Genomic DNA, 19,647 nt, shown 5'->3' on the forward strand with positions numbered 1-19,647 from the left:
CGGATAATTACCGTGTGTGACAGGGCAGGTGGGCACGCGGGATCCGCAAACGCCACGCCGAAGATCGAGTTCCGGCCGTTAACCCCCGCGCGGTCGGGCAGACTCGAGGGAAGTCCGGAGCAAAACCTCCCGGGAAGAGGGTGAGTCGCGTGGACCGCTGCATCGTCCTGGTGGACGCCGGGTATCTGCTGGGAGCCGCCGCCAGCCTCCTCGCCGGTGAGCCCTCGCGGTCCAGGATCACCGTCGACCACGCCGCCCTGATCCAGGCGCTGCGTGAACGCGCGGAGTTCGACACCGAACGTCCGCTGCTGCGGATCTACTGGTTCGACGGCGCCCCCGACCGCGTCCCCCAGCCGGAGCACCGCCGGCTGCGCGTGATGCCCCGGGTCACCGTCCGGCTCGGCGCCCTCACCCGCAGCGACGGACGCTGGGCCCAGAAGGGCGTCGACGCGGCCATGCACGCCGAGCTGACCGAGCTGGCCCGCAACCGCGCCTGTTCCGACGTCGTCCTCGTCACCGGCGACGGCGATCTGCTGCCGGGGATGATGGCGGCCAAGGAGCACGGCGTCGCCGTCCACCTGTGGGCCGTCCAGGCCGCCGACGGCGACTACAACCAGTCGGAGGATCTGGTCGCCGAGGCCGACGAGCGGCGCGTGCTGGACCGCGCCTGGATCACCCAGGCCGTCCGCGCCAAGGAGCTGACCGGGGTCTGCGCGCCGCCGCCCGTGCCCCGCCCCGAGATCGCCGCGATCCTGTCCGCGCCGCTGCCCGAGTCGGCGCCGTCCGCGGCCACCGAACGCTCCGCCGAGCGGACCGACCACCCGCCGGCCACCGCCGGGACGGAGAACGGCGCCCAGGAGCGGACGCCCGCCGCCAGGACCGTACCGACCCCCAAGGACCTCGCCGCACTGCGCGCGCCCGGCGCCCCGTCCGCGCAGCACCCGCCGACCGCGACCCTGCGCTGGTCCTCCGACAAGGGCTGGGTCGACCGGCCCGGCGCGGTCACCGAGCCGCCCGAGGCCGCCTCCATGCCGACGCTGGCCCAGCTCACCACGGCCGAGCAGCGCTGGGCCGACCGGGAGGAGGACATCACCACCGTCGGCGGCGACCCGTACGAGGTGGGCCAGGTCTTCGCCCGCCGCTGGATGTCCCGGCTCGGCGGCGACCAGAACCACCGTCAGCGGCTGTCGCAGATGTACCCGCGGATCCCGCACCGGATCGACGGGGAGCTGCTGCGCTACGCGGCCCGCTTCGGGCTGCTGGCCCACAAGGATGACCAGATCGACGAGCACGACCGGTACGCCATCCGGGCCGGTTTCTGGCGGGAGGTCGACGTTCCGGCGGCGACGGAGAGCGCGCCGGCGGCCGACTGACGCGACCCACCCCGCCGGCTGACGCGACCCACCCCGCCGAGTACCGCGCGGCCGTCCCGTCGGCGGCGGCGCGGCCGTGTCCCGATGGCGGGGAGAAGCGGCCCCAAAGGCGAGTAAAGGCCCCGGACCCCGTACCCTCGTCCCTTGTGAGTACGCGCGCGGGACAGGCACTTCGGTACGACGAGGTCGTACGCGTGCGCGGACTCGCCAAGACCTATCCGCCCGTCAAGGGGCGGCGGGGCGCACCCGGCACCCCCGAGGTGCGCGCCACCGACGGCGTCGAGCTGGACGTGCGGGGCGGGGAGATCTTCGGGCTGCTCGGACCGAACGGTGCGGGCAAGTCCACCCTCGTACGGCAACTGACCGGGCTGCTGCGGCCGGACACCGGAAGCGTGGAGATCCTCGGGCACGACATCGTGCGCCACCCCGAGCGGGCGGCGCGGCTCCTCGCCTACCTGGGCCAGGAGTCCTCCGCCCTGGACGAGCTGACCGTCTCCCTCGCCGCCGAGACCACCGCACGCCTGCGCGGCCTGGACGCACGGCGGGCACGGGCCGAGCGGGACGCCGTACTGGAGGAACTGGGGCTCGCCCCGATCGCCGGGCGGGCGCTGAAGAAGCTGTCCGGCGGGCAGCGGCGGCTCGCCTGCCTCGCCGCCGCCCTCGTCGGGGAACGGCCGCTGCTCGTGCTGGACGAGCCGACCACCGGCATGGACCCGGTGGCCCGGCGCGCGGTGTGGGCGGCCGTGGACCGGCGCCGGGCCGAGCGCGGTACGACCGTGCTGCTGGTCACCCACAACGTCATCGAGGCCGAGACCGTGCTCGACCGGGTCGCCGTGCTCGACCGGGGACGGGTCATCGCCTGCGACAGCCCCGCCGGACTCAAGGCGCAGGTCGCCGGCGAGGTACGGGTCGAGCTGGTGTGGCGGGACCGTCCGCCCCTGGAGGTGCCCGAGGTCGCCGTCCTCGGCGAGCGGGCCGTGGAGTCCGGCCGGCGCTGGACGCTCCGGCTCGCGCCCGAGGAGGCCCGCGCCGTCGTCGCCACCGTGACCGGCGGCGCCGCCTTCGCCGCCCTGGACGACTTCACGCTCGCCACGCCCAGCCTGGAGGACGTCTACCTGGCGCTGGGCGGCGCGGCCCGGCAGGGACTGGTGAGGGCATGAGCGCACCGGGCCGCGCCGTGCGTACGGGTCCACGCGACCGCCGTAGGGAAGGGGAGCAGCTCGCCGTGAGTGCCGTACCCGCCGAGGTGGTGCCGGGCGGCACCCGGGCCGTGCCCGAGACGGCGCCCGGCCCCGCCGAGCTGGGGCCGTCCGCTCGGCTGTGGCCGTCGCTGGCGGCCGTCTACCGGGCACAGCTTTCCCGGGCCAGGGTGGCGCGGATCCCCCTGCTGTTCGTGGCCACCTTCCAGTCCGTCGGCATCACCGTGATGATGCGGGGGGTCGTCGACAGCGGCAGCGAGGCCCAGTCCGTGGTGGCCGGGTCGTCGGTGCTGGTCGTCGCGTTCGTCGCGCTGAACCTGCTGTCGCAGTACTTCGGGCAGCTTCGGGCCAGCGGAGGACTCGACCACTACGCCACGCTGCCGGTGCCGCCGGCCGCCGTGGTGCTGGGCGTGGCGGCGGCGTACGCCTCCTTCACCGTGCCGGGCACGCTGGTGACCGCCGTCTTCGGGTGCGTGCTGTTCGGGCTGCCGCTGTCCAACCTGTGGATCCTGCTGGCCGTCATCCCGCTCGCCGGGGCCGCGCTGTCCGGGCTCGGCGCCGCCTGCGGGCTGCTCGCGCCCCGGCCGGAGCTGGCCACGCTGCTGGGTCAGTTGGGCATGTCGGCGGCGCTGCTGCTGGGCGTGCTGCCGGCCGACCGGATGCCGCAGATCGTACGGCTGGCCCGTGATCTGCTGCCCTCGACCTACGGCGTCGAGGCGTACGCCCGCACGTTCGGGGCCCACCCGGACTGGGCGGTCGTCCTCGTTGACCTGGGGGTGTGCGCGGGTGTCGGAGTGGTCTCGCTGGCCGTGGCGGCCCGGGCGTACCGCAGGGCCGCCGTCCGGTGACGCGCCGCGCGGCGCGACCTGGCACGATGTCAGGGTGACCGCACCGTTGACTCCGCCTCCGCCCCCGCACGACGACTCCCCGCACCAGGTACGGCAGGCCCCGCCGTCCGGGGCGCCGGGCGCGGGTCCGTACGAACAGGACGGCCCCGGGATGAAGACGGAAGTACGGGAGGCCGCCGTGATCACGGTGGCGGTGGCGCTCGGCGGGGTGCTGCTGGGGCTGCTGTGGTGGTGGCTGGCGCCGCACGTGCCGCTGGTCGGTGACGTGATCGACAAGAACTGGGTCGTCTACCTCAAGGACACCGAGGGCGAGCAGGCGATCGGCGTGGACGGTACGTTCGCGCTGCTGGGCCTCGCCTTCGGGCTGGTCAGCGCGGTGGTCCTCTTTCTGCTGCGGCGGCGCGGAGGTGTGCCGGTCGTGGTGGCACTGGGCGTGGGCGGGCTGCTCGGCTCGTTGCTGGCCTGGCGGCTGGGCGTGTGGCTGGGTCCCGGGTCCGACGTGCTGGCGCACGCGCGGGCCGTGGGCAAGGGCGTGACGTTCTCGGCGCCGCTGAAGCTCGGGGCGAAGGGCGCGCTGCTGGCCTGGCCGCTGGGCGGGGCGCTGGTGCATCTCGGGCTCACGGCGCTCTTCGGGCCGAGGGACCCCGAGCCGGCGCTCTTCGGCCCGCAGGACCCCGAGCCGCCGTATCCGCACCCGTGACCGAGCGGCCGTATCCGCATTTCTGACCGCGACGCCCGGCCCGGCACCCGCCCGGCCCTCCGCGGCCCCGGCCGGCCGACGACTGTCGCCACAGTCCCTGCCGCCGGCGGGCACCGGGGCCGTTCTCCTCAGACCCTGCCGATCGGGGCCAGGACCGCGTCCGTCAGGTCGGCCAGGTCCCGCGGGGCCAGTTCCACCTCCAGGCCGCGGCGGCCCGCCGAGACGCAGATCGTGGAGTGGGACCCGGCCGAGTCGTCGAGCACCGTGGGGAGCTTCTTGCGCTGGCCGAGCGGGGAGATCCCGCCGCGGACGTAGCCGGTGGTGCGTTCGGCGAGGGTGGGGTCGGCCATCGCGGCGCGTTTGCCGCCGACCGCCGCCGCGAGGGCCTTCAGGTCCAGGGAGCCCGCCACCGGGACCACGCCGACCACCAGTGAGCCGTCGACGTCGGCGACCAGGGTCTTGAAGACCCGGTCGGGGGAGACGCCCATCGCCTGGGCCGCCTCCTCGCCGTAGGAGGGGTGGGACGGGTCGTGCGCGTAGGCGTGCACCGTGAAGTCCACCCCTGCCGCCGCCAGGGCCACCGTCGCGGGCGTGCCCCCGGACTGCTGCTTCTGCTTCTTCGCCATCGAGAGTGCCGGTCCCCCCTCAGTTCAGACTGGTCGGCGTCCGCGTCAGCTCGAACGCCGGCAACGACGGCAGGTTACGGATGATGGCCGTCTCCGCGCGAAGGAGTTTCAGCTCGTCCCGGAGCCGGGACGCGGTGTCCGGCGCCTGGAGCAGGCGCTGCTTGGTCGGCGTGTCGTGCACCATCGCCGCCGCCACCAGGTACGACACCACGCTCGGATCGTCCGGCAGCTCCGCCCCCGAGGACAGGGAGCGCTCGCGGGCGCCCGCCAGACGCTTCTGGTACTGACGGAAGGACCGCAGGACACCCTCCGCCAGCGCGCCGGCCTCGTCACCGGGCTCCTCCGGCAGCTCCTCCAGCTCCGCGGTCAGGAACGGGCCCGAGGCGTCCACGGACAGCAGGCGGACGCGGGTCGTGCCCGTCGCCAGCACCTCGAACGTGCCGTCGGACCGCTCCCGGACGGTCGCCGCGTCCGCCACGCAGCCCACGCTGTGGAACGCCCGCACGAGGTCGGGGCCGAAGCCGGCGGACGGGCCGCGTTCGGGTTCGGCCGTGGGATCCGGCATGCCGGGGGCGCTCGGCGCGACCTCGTGGCCGTCGCGGACGGCCACGACGGCGAACCGGCGCGGTTCGTCCTCGGGGGTCTTCAGCAGCTCGCGCATCATGGCGCGATACCGCTCCTCGAAGACGTTGAGCGGCAGCACGAGCCCGGGGAACAGCACCGAGTTCAGCGGAAAGAGCGGGAGACGGACGGTGGTCACGGCGCCCCAGCCTAGTGGTCGTCGGCGCGGACGTGTCCGCCGTGCTCGCCGAGGGGGTCCCCGGGTGCTGTGATCAGCCCGGCCGGGAGGGGGCGCGGCCCCGCCGTCAGCAGGTGCTCGCGCAGGCGCAGGAAGTGGCCGAGCGGGTCGTCGGAGAACCGTTCCCAGGGGAAGGACGTGGCGTACGGGCCGATCAGCCGAAGCTGGGTGCGGGCGTCCTCCCGGCGGTCCAGGCGCAGCAGGACGTACAGCAGCTTGTTGCGGACCTCGGCGGGCCACGGATCGGCCTCGGGGAAGTGCCCGGAGAGCCCGATCGCCCGGTCGGCCGCCGCGTCCAGCCGGGCGCGCGGCACCTCGGGGCCGCAGCCGTCGGTCAGGTAGCCGAAGGCCGCGCGGGCGGGCAGGGCCTGGACGAGCGAGCCGGCGGGGGCGTCCTGCGCCGCCCGGTCGGCGAAGTCGAGGCACGCGTGGTGCGAGCCGTGCCAGGAGGCGGCGAGGTAGCGCAGGGCGGCCACATGACAGCCGTAGTGGTGCGGGGCGCGGCGGACCGCGGCCTCCCACAGCTCCTCGAAGTAGCGGTGCCCGGCCCGTGAGCCGCGCGCGTGGTCCAGCGCGATCCGCCAGGGCACCGGGTCGCGGTCGTCCGCGCGGGCGGCGGCGGTGATGTGCGGGCTCACCTCGCGCAGCAGCTCGGCGCGGGCCGGCGACGGCCAGGCGCGGTCCACCGCGAGCTGGGCGCCGACCAGCAGCGCGCCGGGGTCCTCGGGGGCGGCGGCGCGCCACTCCTCGTACCACTCGGGGCGCGAGCGGGCGAAGGCGGCGAGGCGGCGCGCGTACCGGTCCCGGTTCTCCCACTCGGCACCGGCGCGGGTGGCGGCCAGCAGGCCGGCCGCGACGGCGTACTCGCCGCGGGCGGCGGCGACCAGCGCGGGCGAGAGGCGGTCGTCGGGTGCGTCGAGCACCGTCTCGTCCCCGGCCGGCGGCAGTCCGGTCGGGCGCGCGGAGCGTTTGGCCATCCGGGTGGGGCGGATGAACGAGGGCAGCAGAGCCATGGTGCCGACCATTGAAAGTCCGCAGGTCCCGGCGGCGCCAGAGGGTCCGGGCAAGTCGGCGAAAGTTGTACGTCACAGGGTCAAGGACCTGTAAAGGATGAATGTTCAAATTGTGTACGTCCATACCCTGAGGTGAAGGACGGGTGCCGAGGCGTAGGGTGCCCGGCGTGGCGTGTCGCGGCCTCAGCTACGCCGCAGCAGCCGGGTCGCGCCCGCCGCCACCGTCGTCGCCAGGATCCAGCCGAGCAGGACCATCACCGCCGCCAGCCACTGCCAGCCGCCGCGAAGCTGCCACTGGCCGGCCTGCCCCAGGTCGATCACCGGTAGCAGCAGGTCCAGTGTGAACAGCGCCGGGCTCCAGGCCGGGTGGCCACCGGGGTTGGTCGGCGGATGGTAGGCGTGCGCGAACGCCAGGGTGCCCGCCGCCCACAGCACCGTCATCCACACCGCCGCCCGGCCGGGCCGGTAGCCGTAGGCGACCGTCCAGTCCTGGACGTGGCCCCACAGCTTGCCCGCCAGCGGCAGCGTCTCGCGCCGCCGGCGCTGCTTGGCGAGCAGCACCTCGCGCGCGTCCTCGTCCTCCCCGGCCGCGCGCAGCACCGCGGCCAGCCGCTCGTACGGCTCCGGGGCGTACTCGGCGGTGGCCGCCGACACCCAGTCCAGGCGCCGGGTCAGCGGGAACGGGCCCTGCGGCACCAGGTTCTCGTAGGTGAACCCGCCCATGTGCAGGTTCCCCTCGTCCGGCCAGCTACTCGCGCGGTCCACCAGGTTCACGATCCGCGCGCCGGACAGCACCACCTTGCCGCGCTCGGGCCGGTCCCCGAGGAAGCGCAGTTCGGGCGTCTGCACCCGGCGCAGCGACAGTTCCTGGTCGTCGGTGAAGGTGAACCGGGCCCGCTCCAGGTCGACGGCGTCCCCGAACCGCCCGTCGTCCAGCCGCACCCCGCCCCGGCACTCGAACCGCTGGATGCGCGTCCCGCGCGCGGGTGTCGTGCCGCTCAGCAGCGGGCTGCCGACGCCGGCCGGGGTCAGGTACAGAGTGCGTCCGACGGTGAGCTGGGGGGCGTTCAGGGCCAGGCGGGCGTACGGATTGGCCAGTTTCGCACCGCGCAGACTGAGCGACACGCCGACCTTGGCGCCGCGCAGGCTCAGCTCGCCGTGCGACTCCAGCAGCTCGGCCTGGAGATCCTGGCCGACGGTCATGCCGTCCGCCGCGATCGACCGCCCGCTGCGGTCGCGGTACACGATCGCCTGGTTGAGCAGCAGGTCGGTGCCGATGTGGGCGTCGGTCAGCCGGACCCCGTTCTGGAAGCGGCAGCGCGGCAGGTGCAGATCGCCCTCGGTGTGCACGCGGGCCGCCTCCAGCCGCGGCACCGAGCAGTCCACCAGGCGCACGGTCGTGAACCGGGCCTCCGGCAGCCGGACCTCCTCGTCGAACCGGCAGCCGCTCAGTTCCAGGTACGGCGTGACCTGGCCGCCCGCCAGGTCCAGCGTGCCGGTGATCCGCACGCCGGCGAGCTTCAGCGCGGACACCCGGCCCGCGAGCGCCGGCGGGCCGTCCAGCAGCAGCCAGCACACGATGCGGGCCCGCACGGTGCGTTCGGGACCCCACGGATGACCGCCGTGCGGGTCGTCCACTATGGCGTCTCCGCTGCTCAGGTCGTAGCCGCTGCCGTTGCGGAAGGCCTGCCACATGCCGGCCTCGGCCGCCGTCAGGTCGTCCGGCAGGTCCCCGGCGCGGATGCCGGTCCCCTCGGTCACCGTTGTCCTCTCCCGGTCCGGTCCCGGTCCAGTAGTTTCGTACAGCCGTTCATGCCCGGTGAGTGACCCTCGGAACACAGCAGGTGAAGGGGATCTTCCGGGTTCCGGCCAGCCTATGTACCAGTCATTGGCCCGCGTTCTGTATCAGCCATTGATACGTGCGGACGACTCCCGACGCCGGTCTGAGAGAATTGGGACTGTGATCTCCCGAATCGATCTGCGCGGCGACGCCCTTCCCGAGGGCCCCGCCCTGCGCGACCTGCTGCCCCGAGCCGACTTCGACGTCTCGGCCGCCCTGGAGAAGGTGCGTCCGATCTGCGAGGCCGTGCATCATCGTGGTGACGCGGCGCTGATCGACTTCGCCGAGAAGTTCGACGGAGTACGGCTGGAATCCGTCCGTGTCCCGGCCCGGGCGCTCGCCGACGCGCTCGACGGCCTCGACCCCGCGGTGCGCGCCGCCCTGGAGGAGTCCGTCCGCCGCGCCCGCCTGGTCCACCGCGCACAGCGCCGGAGCACGCACACCACCCAGGTGGTGCCCGGCGGCTCGGTGACCGAGAAGTGGGTGCCGGTCCAGCGCGTCGGGCTGTACGCGCCGGGCGGCCGGTCCGTCTACCCCTCCTCCGTGATCATGAACGCCGTGCCGGCCCAGGAGGCCGGCGTCGGGTCCATCGCGCTCGCCTCCCCGCCGCAGGCGGAGTTCGGCGGCCTTCCGCACCCGACGATCCTCGCCGCCTGCGCCCTGCTCGGCGTGGACGAGGTGTACGCCGCCGGCGGCGCCACCGCCGTCGCGATGTTCGCGTACGGCACCGAGTCCTGCCCGCCCGCCAACATGGTCACCGGCCCCGGCAACATCTGGGTCGCCGCCGCCAAGCGCTACTTCACCGGCAGGATCGGCATCGACGCCGAGGCCGGCCCGACGGAGATCGCGATCCTCGCGGACTCCACCGCCGACCCGGTGCACGTCGCCTCGGACCTGATCAGCCAGGCCGAGCACGACCCGCTCGCGGCGGCCGTCCTCGTCACCGACTCCGCCGAGCTGGCGGACGCGGTGGAGAAGGAACTGGAGCCGCAGGTCGCGGCCACCAAGCACATCGAGGACCGGATCGTGCCCGCGCTGAAGGGCCGGCAGTCCGCGATCGTCCTCGTCGACGGCATCGAGGAAGGCCTGCGGGTGGTCGACGCGTACGGCGCCGAACACCTGGAGATCCAGACCGCCCGGGCCGCCGAGGTCGCCGACCGCGTGCGGAACGCGGGCGCGGTCTTCATCGGCCCCTGGGCCCCCGTCTCGCTCGGCGACTACGCCGCCGGGTCCAACCACGTCCTGCCCACCGGCGGCTGCGCCTGCCACTCCTCGGGCCTGTCCGTCCAGTCCTTCCTGCGCGGCATCCACATCGTGGACTACACCAGGGAAGCGCTCGCCGAGGTCGCCCACCACGTGGTGACGCTGGCGGAGGCGGAGGACCTGCCGGCGCACGGCGCGGCGGTCAAGGCGCGGTTCGGATGGAAGGTTCCGGCGAACAAGTGAGCTTCGGCATCGACGACCTCCCCGTACGGGACGAGCTGCGCGGCAAGTCCCCCTACGGCGCGCCCCAGCTAGACGTGCCCGTACGGCTGAACACCAACGAGAACCCCTACCCGCTGCCCGGACCGCTGGTCGAGCGGATCGCGGAGCGGGTCCGGGAAGCGGCCCGCGACCTGAACCGCTACCCCGACCGGGACGCGGTCGAGCTGCGCACCGAGCTGGCGAAATACCTGACGAGGACCGGCGGGTATCCGATCGGCACCGAGAACGTCTGGGCGGCCAACGGCTCCAACGAGGTCATCCAGCAGCTCCTCCAGGCCTTCGGCGGACCGGGCCGTACCGCCATCGGCTTCGAACCGTCGTACTCGATGCACGCCCTCATCGCGCGCGGCACCGGCACCGGCTGGATCCCCGGCCCGCGCAACGAGGACTTCACCATCGACCCCGCCGCCGGGGAGCGGGCGATCGCCACGCACCGGCCGGACGTCGTCTTCATCACCACCCCCAACAACCCCACCGGCAACACGGTGCCGGCGGCGACGGTCATCGCGCTGTACGAGGCGGCGCAGCGGGCGAAGCCGTCGATGGTCGTCGTGGACGAGGCCTACGTCGAGTTCAGCCACGGCGACTCGCTGCTGCCGCTGCTGGCGGACCGCCCCCACCTGGTCGTCTCCCGCACCATGTCGAAGGCGTTCGGCGCCGCCGGGCTCCGCCTCGGCTATCTCGCCGCGCACCCCGCGGTCGTGGACGCCGTCCAGCTCGTACGCCTGCCCTACCACCTGTCGGCGATCACCCAGGCGACCGCCCTGGCCGCCCTGGAGCACACCGACACCCTGCTGGGCTACGTCGAGCAGCTCAAGGCGGAACGGGACCGGCTGGTCACCGAACTGCGCGCGATGGGCTACGAGGTCACCGAGTCCGACGCGAACTTCGTGCAGTTCGGCCGCTTCAGGAACGCCCAAGACGCCTGGCGGCGGATCCTCGACCGGGGCGTCCTGGTCCGGGACAACGGCGTACCGGGACGGCTGCGGGTGTCCGCCGGCACCCCGCAGGAGAACGACGCGTTCCTCGACGCGGTACGGGACTTGAAGAAGGAGCTTGAGGCATGAGCCGCATAGGACGCGTGGAGCGCACCACCAAGGAGACCGCGGTCCTGGTCGAGATCGACCTCGACGGCACGGGACGGACCGACATCGCCACCGGCGTCGGCTTCTACGACCACATGCTCGACCAGCTCGGCCGGCACGGTCTGTTCGACCTGACCGTGAAGACCGACGGCGACCTGCACATCGACTCCCACCACACCATCGAGGACACCGCCCTCGCGCTGGGCGCCGCCTTCAGGCAGGCGCTCGGCGACAAGGTGGGCATCTACCGCTTCGGCAACTGCACGGTCCCGCTGGACGAGTCCCTCGCCCAGGTCACCGTCGACCTGTCCGGCCGCCCGTACCTCGTGCACACCGAGCCCGAGAACATGGCGCCGATGATCGGCGCGTACGACACGACGATGACCCGGCACATCCTGGAATCGTTCGTCGCCCAGGCGCAGATCGCGCTGCACGTGCACGTGCCCTACGGACGCAACGCGCACCACATCGTGGAGTGCCAGTTCAAGGCGCTCGCCCGGGCGCTCCGCTACGCCAGCGAGCGCGACCCGCGCGCGGCCGGCATCCTCCCCTCGACGAAGGGCGCCCTGTAACCCATGACCGGTCTGTCGACCCTCCTGATCGTCGTCGGCCTCTTCCTGGCCGGCGGGATCATCTCCTTCGTCAAGCAGAAGATGCCCGCGAGCCTCATCGTGCTGCTCTCCATCGGGGCGGCCCTGTGCCTCGTCGCGGGCGTCGTGCGGCTGGAGGTGTGGAATTGAGCACCAAGAAGGTCGTCGTCTTCGACTACGGCTTCGGCAACGTCCGGTCCGCCGAGCGCGCCCTCGCGCGCGTGGGCGCCGAAGTCGAGATCACGCGTGACTTCGACCGCGCGATGAACGCCGACGGGCTGCTGGTGCCGGGCGTCGGTGCGTTCGCGGCCTGCATGGACGGCCTGCGCGCCGCCCGCGGCGACTGGATCGTGGACCGCCGGCTGTCCGGCGGGCGCCCGGTCATGGGCATCTGCGTCGGCATGCAGATCCTCTTCGCGCGCGGCATCGAGAACGGCGTCCGGGCCGAGGGCCTGGACGAGTGGCCCGGCACCGTCGAGCCGCTCCAGGCCGACGTGGTGCCCCACATGGGCTGGAACACCGTCGACGCGCCCGCCGGCTCCGAGCTGTTCGCCGGCCTGGACGCCGACGCCCGCTTCTACTTCGTGCACTCCTACGCCGTCCACGAGTGGACCCTGGAGAGCCACAACCCGGTGATCGAGGCGCCCCGGGTCACCTGGTCGACGCACGGCAAGCCGTTCGTGGCCGCCGTGGAGAACGGCGCCCTGCGGGCGACCCAGTTCCACCCCGAGAAGTCCGGCGACGCCGGTGCCCAGCTCCTCACCAACTGGATCGGAACCCTGTAGACCATGGCCAAGCTCGAACTGCTCCCGGCCGTCGACGTCCGCGACGGCCAGGCCGTACGCCTCGTCCACGGCGAGTCCGGGACCGAGACGTCCTACGGCTCCCCGCTGGAGGCCGCCCTCGCCTGGCAGCGCTCCGGCGCCGAGTGGCTGCACCTGGTCGACCTGGACGCCGCGTTCGGCACCGGCGACAACCGCGCCCTGGTCGCCGAGGTCACCGGCGCGATGGACATCAAGGTGGAGCTGTCCGGCGGCATCCGCGACGACGACACCCTCGCCGCCGCCCTCGCCACCGGCTGCACCCGGGTAAACCTCGGTACGGCCGCCCTGGAGACCCCCGAGTGGGTCGCCCGGGTCATCGCCGAGCACGGCGACCGGATCGCCGTCGGCCTGGACGTGCGCGGAACGACCCTGCGGGGCCGCGGCTGGACCCGCGACGGCGGTGACCTGTACGAGACGCTGGAGCGCCTCGACAAGGAGGGCTGCGCCCGTTACGTCGTCACCGACATCGCCAAGGACGGCACCCTCCAGGGCCCCAACCTGGAGCTGCTGAAGAACGTGTGCGCCGCCACCGACCGCCCGGTCGTCGCGTCCGGCGGCGTGTCGTCCCTGGACGACCTGCGCGCCATCGCGGGGCTGGTACCGCTCGGCGTCGAGGGCGCCATCGTCGGCAAGGCGCTGTACGCGAAGGCGTTCACCCTGGAAGAGGCCCTGGAGGCGGTGGCCCGGTGAGTGACGTACGGCGTGTGACGACGGGCGTGCCCTGGGAGGAGCAGTTCGGCTACGCCCGCGCGGTGGCCCTGCCGAACGGCCTGGTGCTGGTCTCGGGCTGCACCTCCATCGTGGATGGCCAGATCGCCGGGGGCGGTCCGTACGAGCAGGCGGTCAACGCCTTCGACGTGGCGCTGGCGGCGCTGGAGAAGGTGGGGCTCGGCCGGGACGACGTGGTGCGCACCCGCATGTACCTCACGCACGCCCGGGACGTGGACGAGGTCGGCCGTGCCCACAAGGAGCTGTTCGACAGCGTCCGGCCCGCCGCGTCCATGATCATCGTCTCGGGTCTCGTCGACCCCAGTCTGGTCGTCGAGGTCGAGGTGGAGGCGTTCCGCTCCGGCGGAGAACCCGGGGTGTCCGCATGACCCTGGCCGTACGAGTCATCCCCTGCCTGGACGTGGACGACGGCCGGGTCGTCAAGGGCGTCAACTTCCAGAACCTGCGCGACGCGGGCGACCCCGTCGAGATGGCCAAGGTGTACGACACCGAGGGCGCCGACGAGCTGACCTTCCTGGACATCACCGCCTCCTCCGGCAACCGGGAGACGACCTACGACGTGGTGCGCCGCACCGCCGAGCAGGTGTTCATCCCGCTGACGGTCGGCGGCGGTGTCCGCACGGCGGAGGACGTGGACAAGCTGCTGCGGGCGGGCGCCGACAAGGTGGGCGTCAACACCGCGGCGATCGCGCGCCCGGAGCTGATCCGCGAGATCGCCGAGCGCTTCGGGCGCCAGGTGCTGGTCCTCTCGGTGGACGCGCGGCGCACCGCCGGGGGCACCTTCGAGGTGACCACCCACGGCGGCCGGCGCGGCACCGGCATCGACGCCGTGGAGTGGGCGCACCGGGCGGCCGAGCTGGGCGCGGGGGAGATCCTGCTGAACTCCATGGACGCGGACGGCACCAAGGACGGCTACGACCTGGAGATGATCGCGGCGGTCCGCAAGCACGTGACCGTCCCGGTGATCGCCTCCGGCGGCGCCGGCGCCCTGGCCGACTTCCCGCCGGCCGTCGAGGCGGGCGCGGACGCCGTGCTGGCCGCGTCGGTGTTCCACTTCGGTGACCTGCGGATCGGCGAGGTGAAGCAGACCCTCCGGGAGGCCGGGCACCCGGTGCGGTGACACCCGCGAGGAATGCGAAAGAGAAGTTGCGCAAGATTGATTGTGCAACTTCTCTTTCGTATCTAGGGTGCTGGATGCGGCTGACCCCGGCGGAACTCACCGCGCTGAAGCGGGAACTGGAGGCGCTGCTGCGCAGGCACGACGAGCGGGCCCGCGCCGCCGAGGCCGCGGGCGACACCGAGGGCCGCGAACACGTCGCGCTGTTCGCGTACGGCTTCCCCTTCCGCGGCTGACCTGCGGCTGGCCCGCGGTTGGCCCGCGCCTGATCCACGTCTGACCCGCGCCTGGCCCGCGTCGGTTCGTGCCGGATCCGCGCCCGATCCGCGCCCGATCCGCATCGCTTCGTGTCCGGTTCGCGTCGGATGCGTGGCTGAGAGGACCCCTCCGTGACCGCCACCGTCATACCTCCCGCCCCCGCCCCCGCCACGCCCGACCGCCCCGCCCACCGCGACCCGAACGTCCTGCGCTGGCTCGGCGCCTACACCTGCTCGATGCTCGGTGACAGCGTCTACTAACTCGCCCTGTCCTGGGCGGCCGTCCAGGCCGGGAGCCCGGCGCGGGCCGGCCTGGTGATGTCGGCCAGCGCGTTGCCCAGGGCGGTGCTGATGCTCGGCGGGGGAGTGGTCGCAGACCGGCTGGGCCCCAGGAAGGTCGTCATCGGCAGCGACGCCGTGCGCTGCGCCGCCGTCCTCGCGGTCGCCGCCCTGCTGTTCCTCACCAGCCCCGGACTGTGGCTGCTCGCCCTGCTCGCGCTGGTCTTCGGCACCGTCGACGCCGTCTTCATGCCCGCCGTGGGCGCCCTCCCGGCCCGGATCACCGGCACCCGCCAGTTGGCCCGGGTGCAGGGCATGCGCGGCCTCGCCATCCGGTTCGCGAACGTCGCCGGGGCCCCGCTCGGCGGCCTCGGCGTCGCGGTCGGCGGAGCCTGCGCGGCCTTCACCCTGGCAGGCGTGCTGATCGCCGTCTCCGTGCCGCTGCTGATCTCCGTCCGAGTCCGGGACCTGCTCGCCGACCGGCGTGGCTGGGGCGCCTCCGGGATGGGATGGGTGCTCGCCGGATTCGGCGCCGGCGCGGGTGCCGCCTCACTGCTGCTGGCCGTGCGCGGCCGGGTGCCCCGCGCGGGGCTGGTCACCGGGTGCGCGTGCGTCGCGGGCTCCGTCGCCATCGGCGCCCTCGCCTTCGTGCCCGCGCTCACCGCCGCCGTCGGGGTGGCCCTGCTCGTCGGCCTGCTCGCAGGGCTCAGCGGCGCCCTGTGCGGGGCCCTGCTCCAGACCCAGTCCGACCCCGCCTGCCTCGGCCGGGTCACCGCAGTGGCCGGCCTGGTCAGCCTCGGTCTCGCCCCGCTGAGCATGCCGTTCGCGGCCGCCGCGATCGGCGTCTGGGGCCTCGGGCCGGTCTTCGCGGTCAGCGCCGTCGTCTGCGGCCTCGGCGGGGCCGTCGCCCTGCTCGTGCCGGACCTGCGCCGCGCGGAGATCCCCGGCTGACGGCGCCTCACTCCTTCGGCTGCACGAGCTGCACCAGATTGCCGACGGTGTCGTCGAACACCGCCGCCAGCACCGGCCCCTGGTTCCGCGGGGGATGCGTGAACCGGACCCCGAGCCCGCGCAGCCGCTCGTACTCGGCCCGGATGTCGTCCACGGAGAAGACGATGCACGGCAGCCCCGTCTCGTACAGCGCCCTGCGGTACGGCTCCGCGACCGGTCCCTCGCCGGGCTCCAGCAGTAGCTGGAGGTCCGGCTGGGCCCCCTGGGGCGCCCCCACGGTGACGAACAGCGTGCCGTCACCGAGGTCCATGTGGAGCCGGGTCTCGAAACCGAGGATGCCCGTGTAGAAGGCGTGCGCCCGTGCCACGTCGTCCACGTAGACGCCGGTCATCGCCACCTTGATCACGGGGCGGCCCCTCTCAGATGCCCAACTGCCGGGACTCGTGCAGCGTGGCGATCGCGTCGGCGTCACCCTCCAGGTCCACCCGGGCGACGCTCTGCCGGCCGAACGCGAACATCAGCAGCTCCGACGGCTCACCGGTCACCGTCACCACCGGAGTGCCCCGGTGCGCCACCACCGTCTGCCCGTCCGGGCGGCGCAGCACCAGCCCCGTCGGTACGCCCCGCCCCATCAGCCGAGCGGCCCGTTCGAGACGGGACCACAGCGCGTCCTGGAAGACCGTGTCCAGCTCGCGCGGACTCCACCCCGGCTGGGCGCGGCGGACGTCCTCGGTGTGGACGTAGAACTCGATGATGTTGGCGGCCTCGTCGAGCTGTTTGAGCTGGAAGGGTGAGAAGCGCGGCGGGCCGGTACGGATCAGCCGGATCAGTTCCTCGTACGGCTTCGCGGCGTACTCCGCCATCACCTTCTCGAGGCGCGGCGCGAGCTGCTTGACCAGCGTGCCCCCCGCCGCGTCGGGGCGGCGCTCGCGCACGACCACGTGCGCGGCCAGGTCCCGGGTGCGCCAGCCCTCGCAGAGTGTCTCCGCGGCCGGACCGACGGTTTCCAAGAGGTCGGCGAGAAGGAGCCGTTCACGCTTGGCGAAGGTCGACATGCAGCCAGCCTACGGCCCCGCCGGCCGTCCTCCCACCCGTCACCCCCTCATCGTCCCCACCGCGCTCCCCGGACGGCCCCGGCCGGCGCCGTGACCACTCCCCGGACGCCCCGGCCGCCCGGCCGGCTCGGCGCGGCACAATGGCACCCATGACCAGTACGGCCGGTACGCCCCGCCCCAGCAGCCTCGACCCGGAGATCGCCGCGCGGCTCAAGCGCAGCACCGACGGGCTCGTCCCCGCCATCGCCCAGCAGTACGACACCGGCGAGGTGCTCATGCTCGGCTGGATGGACGACGAGGCGCTGCACCGGACGCTGACCACCGGCCGCTGCACCTACTGGTCCCGCAGCCGCCGGGAGTACTGGGTCAAGGGCGACACCTCGGGCCACTTCCAGCTCGTGCGGTCGGTCGCGCTGGACTGCGACGCCGACACGCTGCTGGTCAAGGTGGACCAGGTGGGCGCCGCCTGCCACACCGGCGCGCGCACCTGCTTCGACGCGGACGTCCTCCTCGAAGCCGCCGATTCCGGCCCGACCGCCTCCGCTCAGTAAGGTCAGCGGCCATGGACCTCGAGACCTTCCGCAAGCTGGCCGCCGACCGGCGCGTCATCCCGGTCACGCGCAAGCTCCTCGCCGACGGTGACACCCCGGTCGCGCTCTACCGCAAGCTCGCCGCCGAGCGCCCCGGCACCTTCCTGCTGGAGTCGGCGGAGAACGGCCGCTCCTGGTCCCGGTACTCCTTCGTCGGGGGTCCGCAGCGCCGCCACGCTCACCACACGGGACGGCCGCGCCCACTGGCTCGGCACCCCGCCGGTCGGCGTCCCCGTGGACGGCGACCCCCTCGTGGCCCTGCGCGCCACCCTGGAGACCCTGCACACCCCGCACCAGGAGGGCCTGCCGCCCTTCACCGGCGGCATGGTCGGCTACCTGGGCTACGACATCGTCCGCCGCCTGGAGAAGATCGGCCCCGGCGAGCGCGACGACCTGCGGCTGCCCGAGCTGACCATGCTGCTGACCAGCGACCTCGCCGTGATGGACCACCCACTGGGAGGGCTCGGTCCTGCTGATCGCCAACGCGATCAACCACAACGACCTCGACACCGGCGTGGACGAGGCGTACGCGGACGCCGTGGCCCGTCTCGACGCCATGGAGGCCGACCTCACCCGCGCCGTCGCCCAGCCGCCGGCCGTCCTGCCGCCCTCCGAGCTGCCCGACCACACCGCCCTGTGGGGCGGCCCCGACTTCCGGCGGGCCGTCGAGGACATCAAGGAGCGCATCCGCGCGGGCGAGGCCTTCCAGGTCGTACCCTCCCAGCGCTTCGAGACGCCGTGCACGGCGAGCGCCCTGGACGTCTACCGGGTGCTGCGGGCCACCAACCCCTCGCCGTACATGTACCTCTTCCGCCTCGACGGGTTCGACGTGGTCGGCTCGTCCCCGGAGGCCCTGGTGAAGGTGGAGGACGGGCGCGCGATGGTCCACCCCATCGCCGGCACCCGGCACCGCGGGGCCACCCCCCAGGAGGACCAGGCCCTCGCCGAGGAACTGCTCGCCGACCCCAAGGAGCGCGCCGAGCACCTGATGCTCGTCGACCTCGGCCGCAACGACCTGGGCAGGGTCTGCGAGCCCGGCTCGGTCGAGGTGGTCGACTTCATGTCCGTCGAGCGCTACTCGCACGTGATGCACATCGTCTCGACCGTCACCGGCAGGGTCGCCCCGGGCCGCACCGCCTTCGACGTGCTCACCGCGTGCTTCCCGGCGGGCACCCTCTCCGGCGCGCCCAAGCCCCGGGCGATGCAGATCATCGACGAGGTGGAGCCGTCCCGGCGCGGACTGTACGGCGGCTGCGTCGGCTACCTGGACTTCGCCGGCGACTCCGACACCGCGATCGCCATCCGTACGGCCCTGCTCCGCGACGGCACCGCGTACGTCCAGGCCGGCGCCGGCATCGTCGCCGACTCCGACCCGGCCGCCGAGGACCTGGAATGCCGCAACAAGGCCGCCGCCGTGCTGCGGGCGGTGCACACGGCGAACCGGCTGAGCCGGTAGGACACCCGCCCGAGAAGGCCCCGGGTGACGGTTCGCCCGGGGTCCAGGCGATAGTGGAGTACGTGACTGCCGTTCCTCACCCCCCTTCCGAAGCCGCCGCACCCGCCCGGTCCGGCCGGCGCAGCCTCGCCGCGGCCCTCCTGTGCGGTGCGCTCGGCGCGGCCGTGACGCTGCTCGCGACCCGGCAGCGCTGGGCGGAGGGCACCGCGACGGTGGCCGGCGGCGATTTCCCGCTGACCGCCAGGGGCAGCGACGTCACGGGCGTCCCCGCGGCCCTCGCCATAGTGGGCCTCGCCGCGCTCGTCGCCGTCTTCGCCGTCCGCCGGGCCGGCCGCCTCGCCGTCTCCGGGCTGCTCGCGCTGTCCGGTGCCGGGATCGCCGCCGCCGCCCTCGTGGGCGCCTCCGACAGTTCCGCCCTGGACGAGAAGGCCGCCAGGGCCGGCGGCGACACCTCCGCCGCGGTCGACGCGCTCACCCACACCGCCTGGCCCTACGTCGCGGCCGCCGGCGGCCTGCTGATCCTGCTCGCCGGGCTGCTCGCCCTGCGCTACGGGTGGCTGTGGCCCGCGATGTCCGGCCGCTACGAGCGCGGCACGCCCCGCCCGCGGCGCACGGCCCGGCCGGTCGACCCGGAGCGGCCGGAGGAGATCTGGAAGGCCCTGGACCGGGGCGAGGACCCGACCGGCGCCTGAGCCGCGGCGGCGGGCCGGGCCCGGTGCGGTCCCGTGTCGCCCGGTGTGGCGCAACAGACGCCACCCCCGCGTCCTGCGGCCGCACGCGTACGGGACAATGGGCACTGAGCGTCCGGCTCGGACAGTGACGGGCGGGCTC

20 protein-coding genes and 3 pseudogenes are annotated in these 19,647 nt (G+C 73.7%); 17 read left to right on the forward strand and 6 right to left on the reverse strand.

Going from position 1 to position 19,647, the window contains the following annotated elements; genetic code table 11:
* The first annotated feature begins 149 nt into the window (after positions 1-149).
* From D9753_RS26405 to D9753_RS26420, 4 genes are all read left to right on the forward strand, one after another.
* Entirely contained in the window at positions 150-1,373 is a 1,224-nt protein-coding gene (locus D9753_RS26405) for an NYN domain-containing protein (RefSeq protein WP_121789257.1), read from the forward strand.
* A 146-nt stretch (positions 1,374-1,519) separates the two neighbouring features.
* Complete coding sequence (locus D9753_RS26410; protein ID WP_121789258.1) at positions 1,520-2,533, forward strand: ABC transporter ATP-binding protein; 1,014 nt, start codon at positions 1,520-1,522, stop codon at positions 2,531-2,533.
* A gap of 65 nt (positions 2,534-2,598) precedes the next feature.
* On the forward strand, positions 2,599-3,420 hold the full coding sequence (locus D9753_RS26415) for an ABC transporter permease (RefSeq protein WP_121789259.1): 822 nt from the start codon (positions 2,599-2,601) through the stop codon (positions 3,418-3,420).
* A gap of 34 nt (positions 3,421-3,454) precedes the next feature.
* Positions 3,455-4,120, forward strand: coding sequence for an AAA family ATPase (locus tag D9753_RS26420; RefSeq protein WP_121789260.1), 666 nt, complete (start codon positions 3,455-3,457; stop codon positions 4,118-4,120).
* A gap of 128 nt (positions 4,121-4,248) precedes the next feature.
* On the opposite strand, the gene ybaK is transcribed toward D9753_RS26420, so the two are convergent.
* From ybaK to D9753_RS26440, 4 genes are all read right to left on the reverse strand, one after another.
* Entirely contained in the window at positions 4,249-4,746 is a 498-nt protein-coding gene (gene ybaK / locus D9753_RS26425; RefSeq protein ID WP_121789261.1) for a Cys-tRNA(Pro) deacylase, read from the reverse strand.
* Between the two features lie 19 nt (positions 4,747-4,765).
* Positions 4,766-5,506, reverse strand: a complete 741-nt coding sequence (locus D9753_RS26430) for an LON peptidase substrate-binding domain-containing protein (protein WP_121789262.1) — start codon at positions 5,504-5,506, stop codon at positions 4,766-4,768.
* Between the two features lie 11 nt (positions 5,507-5,517).
* Positions 5,518-6,570 (reverse strand): hypothetical protein, encoded by a 1,053-nt coding sequence (locus tag D9753_RS26435; protein ID WP_205614270.1) that lies wholly within the window; start codon positions 6,568-6,570, stop codon positions 5,518-5,520.
* Positions 6,571-6,741: 171 nt separating this feature from the next.
* A complete protein-coding gene (locus tag D9753_RS26440) occupies positions 6,742-8,319 on the reverse strand; it encodes an oxidoreductase (RefSeq protein ID WP_121789263.1) in 1,578 nt (525 codons plus the stop codon).
* A gap of 199 nt (positions 8,320-8,518) precedes the next feature.
* Between D9753_RS26440 and hisD the strand changes: the two genes are divergently transcribed.
* The 10 genes and pseudogenes from hisD (at position 8,519) to D9753_RS26485 (ending at position 15,715) form a co-directional block, all read left to right on the forward strand.
* Positions 8,519-9,844, forward strand: coding sequence for a histidinol dehydrogenase (gene hisD / locus D9753_RS26445; protein WP_121789264.1), 1,326 nt, complete (start codon positions 8,519-8,521; stop codon positions 9,842-9,844).
* The gene (locus D9753_RS26450) at positions 9,841-10,950 is read left to right on the forward strand and encodes a histidinol-phosphate transaminase (protein ID WP_240468292.1); all 1,110 of its coding nucleotides are present in this window, start codon (positions 9,841-9,843) and stop codon (positions 10,948-10,950) included. The genes hisD and D9753_RS26450 overlap by 4 nt, the downstream gene beginning before the upstream one ends.
* On the forward strand, positions 10,947-11,540 hold the full coding sequence (gene hisB, locus D9753_RS26455; protein WP_121789266.1) for an imidazoleglycerol-phosphate dehydratase HisB: 594 nt from the start codon (positions 10,947-10,949) through the stop codon (positions 11,538-11,540). Before D9753_RS26450 ends, hisB begins: the two co-directional genes overlap by 4 nt.
* A gap of 3 nt (positions 11,541-11,543) precedes the next feature.
* A complete protein-coding gene (locus D9753_RS36695) occupies positions 11,544-11,708 on the forward strand; it encodes a hypothetical protein (protein ID WP_163010796.1) in 165 nt (54 codons plus the stop codon).
* Positions 11,699-12,343 (forward strand): imidazole glycerol phosphate synthase subunit HisH, encoded by a 645-nt coding sequence (gene hisH, locus D9753_RS26460; protein ID WP_121789267.1) that lies wholly within the window; start codon positions 11,699-11,701, stop codon positions 12,341-12,343. Before D9753_RS36695 ends, hisH begins: the two co-directional genes overlap by 10 nt.
* A gap of 3 nt (positions 12,344-12,346) precedes the next feature.
* Positions 12,347-13,072: a bifunctional 1-(5-phosphoribosyl)-5-((5-phosphoribosylamino)methylideneamino)imidazole-4-carboxamide isomerase/phosphoribosylanthranilate isomerase PriA gene (priA, locus tag D9753_RS26465; protein WP_121789268.1), complete on the forward strand. Its 726-nt coding sequence runs from the start codon at positions 12,347-12,349 to the stop codon at positions 13,070-13,072.
* Positions 13,069-13,479, forward strand: a complete 411-nt coding sequence (locus tag D9753_RS26470) for a RidA family protein (RefSeq protein ID WP_121789269.1) — start codon at positions 13,069-13,071, stop codon at positions 13,477-13,479. Before priA ends, D9753_RS26470 begins: the two co-directional genes overlap by 4 nt.
* The gene (gene hisF / locus D9753_RS26475) at positions 13,476-14,231 is read left to right on the forward strand and encodes an imidazole glycerol phosphate synthase subunit HisF (protein ID WP_121789270.1); all 756 of its coding nucleotides are present in this window, start codon (positions 13,476-13,478) and stop codon (positions 14,229-14,231) included. The genes D9753_RS26470 and hisF overlap by 4 nt, the downstream gene beginning before the upstream one ends.
* Positions 14,232-14,305: 74 nt before the next feature.
* Positions 14,306-14,464, forward strand: a pseudogene (locus D9753_RS26480) (transcriptional regulator); the annotation flags it as partial.
* A 153-nt stretch (positions 14,465-14,617) separates the two neighbouring features.
* Positions 14,618-15,715: pseudogene (locus D9753_RS26485) on the forward strand (MFS transporter).
* A gap of 7 nt (positions 15,716-15,722) precedes the next feature.
* Here D9753_RS26485 and D9753_RS26490 read toward each other — a convergent pair.
* Complete coding sequence (locus D9753_RS26490) at positions 15,723-16,121, reverse strand: VOC family protein (protein WP_121789271.1); 399 nt, start codon at positions 16,119-16,121, stop codon at positions 15,723-15,725.
* A 13-nt stretch (positions 16,122-16,134) separates the two neighbouring features.
* On the reverse strand, positions 16,135-16,770 hold the full coding sequence (locus tag D9753_RS26495; RefSeq protein WP_121789272.1) for a TIGR03085 family metal-binding protein: 636 nt from the start codon (positions 16,768-16,770) through the stop codon (positions 16,135-16,137).
* A gap of 149 nt (positions 16,771-16,919) precedes the next feature.
* Between D9753_RS26495 and hisI the strand changes: the two genes are divergently transcribed.
* From hisI to D9753_RS26510, 3 genes and pseudogenes are all read left to right on the forward strand, one after another.
* Entirely contained in the window at positions 16,920-17,321 is a 402-nt protein-coding gene (hisI, locus tag D9753_RS26500) for a phosphoribosyl-AMP cyclohydrolase (protein ID WP_121791306.1), read from the forward strand.
* A gap of 11 nt (positions 17,322-17,332) precedes the next feature.
* Positions 17,333-18,816 (forward strand): annotated as a pseudogene (locus D9753_RS26505) (anthranilate synthase component I).
* 53 nt (positions 18,817-18,869) lie between these two features.
* Positions 18,870-19,508 carry a TIGR02234 family membrane protein gene (locus tag D9753_RS26510; RefSeq protein WP_121789273.1) on the forward strand — a complete coding sequence of 213 codons (639 nt, stop codon included), beginning with the start codon at positions 18,870-18,872 and terminating at the stop codon, positions 19,506-19,508.
* Positions 19,509-19,647 lie beyond the last annotated feature (139 nt).

The organism is Streptomyces dangxiongensis (assembly GCF_003675325.1).
In the GTDB taxonomy this organism is placed as follows: Bacteria; Actinomycetota; Actinomycetes; order Streptomycetales; family Streptomycetaceae; genus Streptomyces; species Streptomyces dangxiongensis.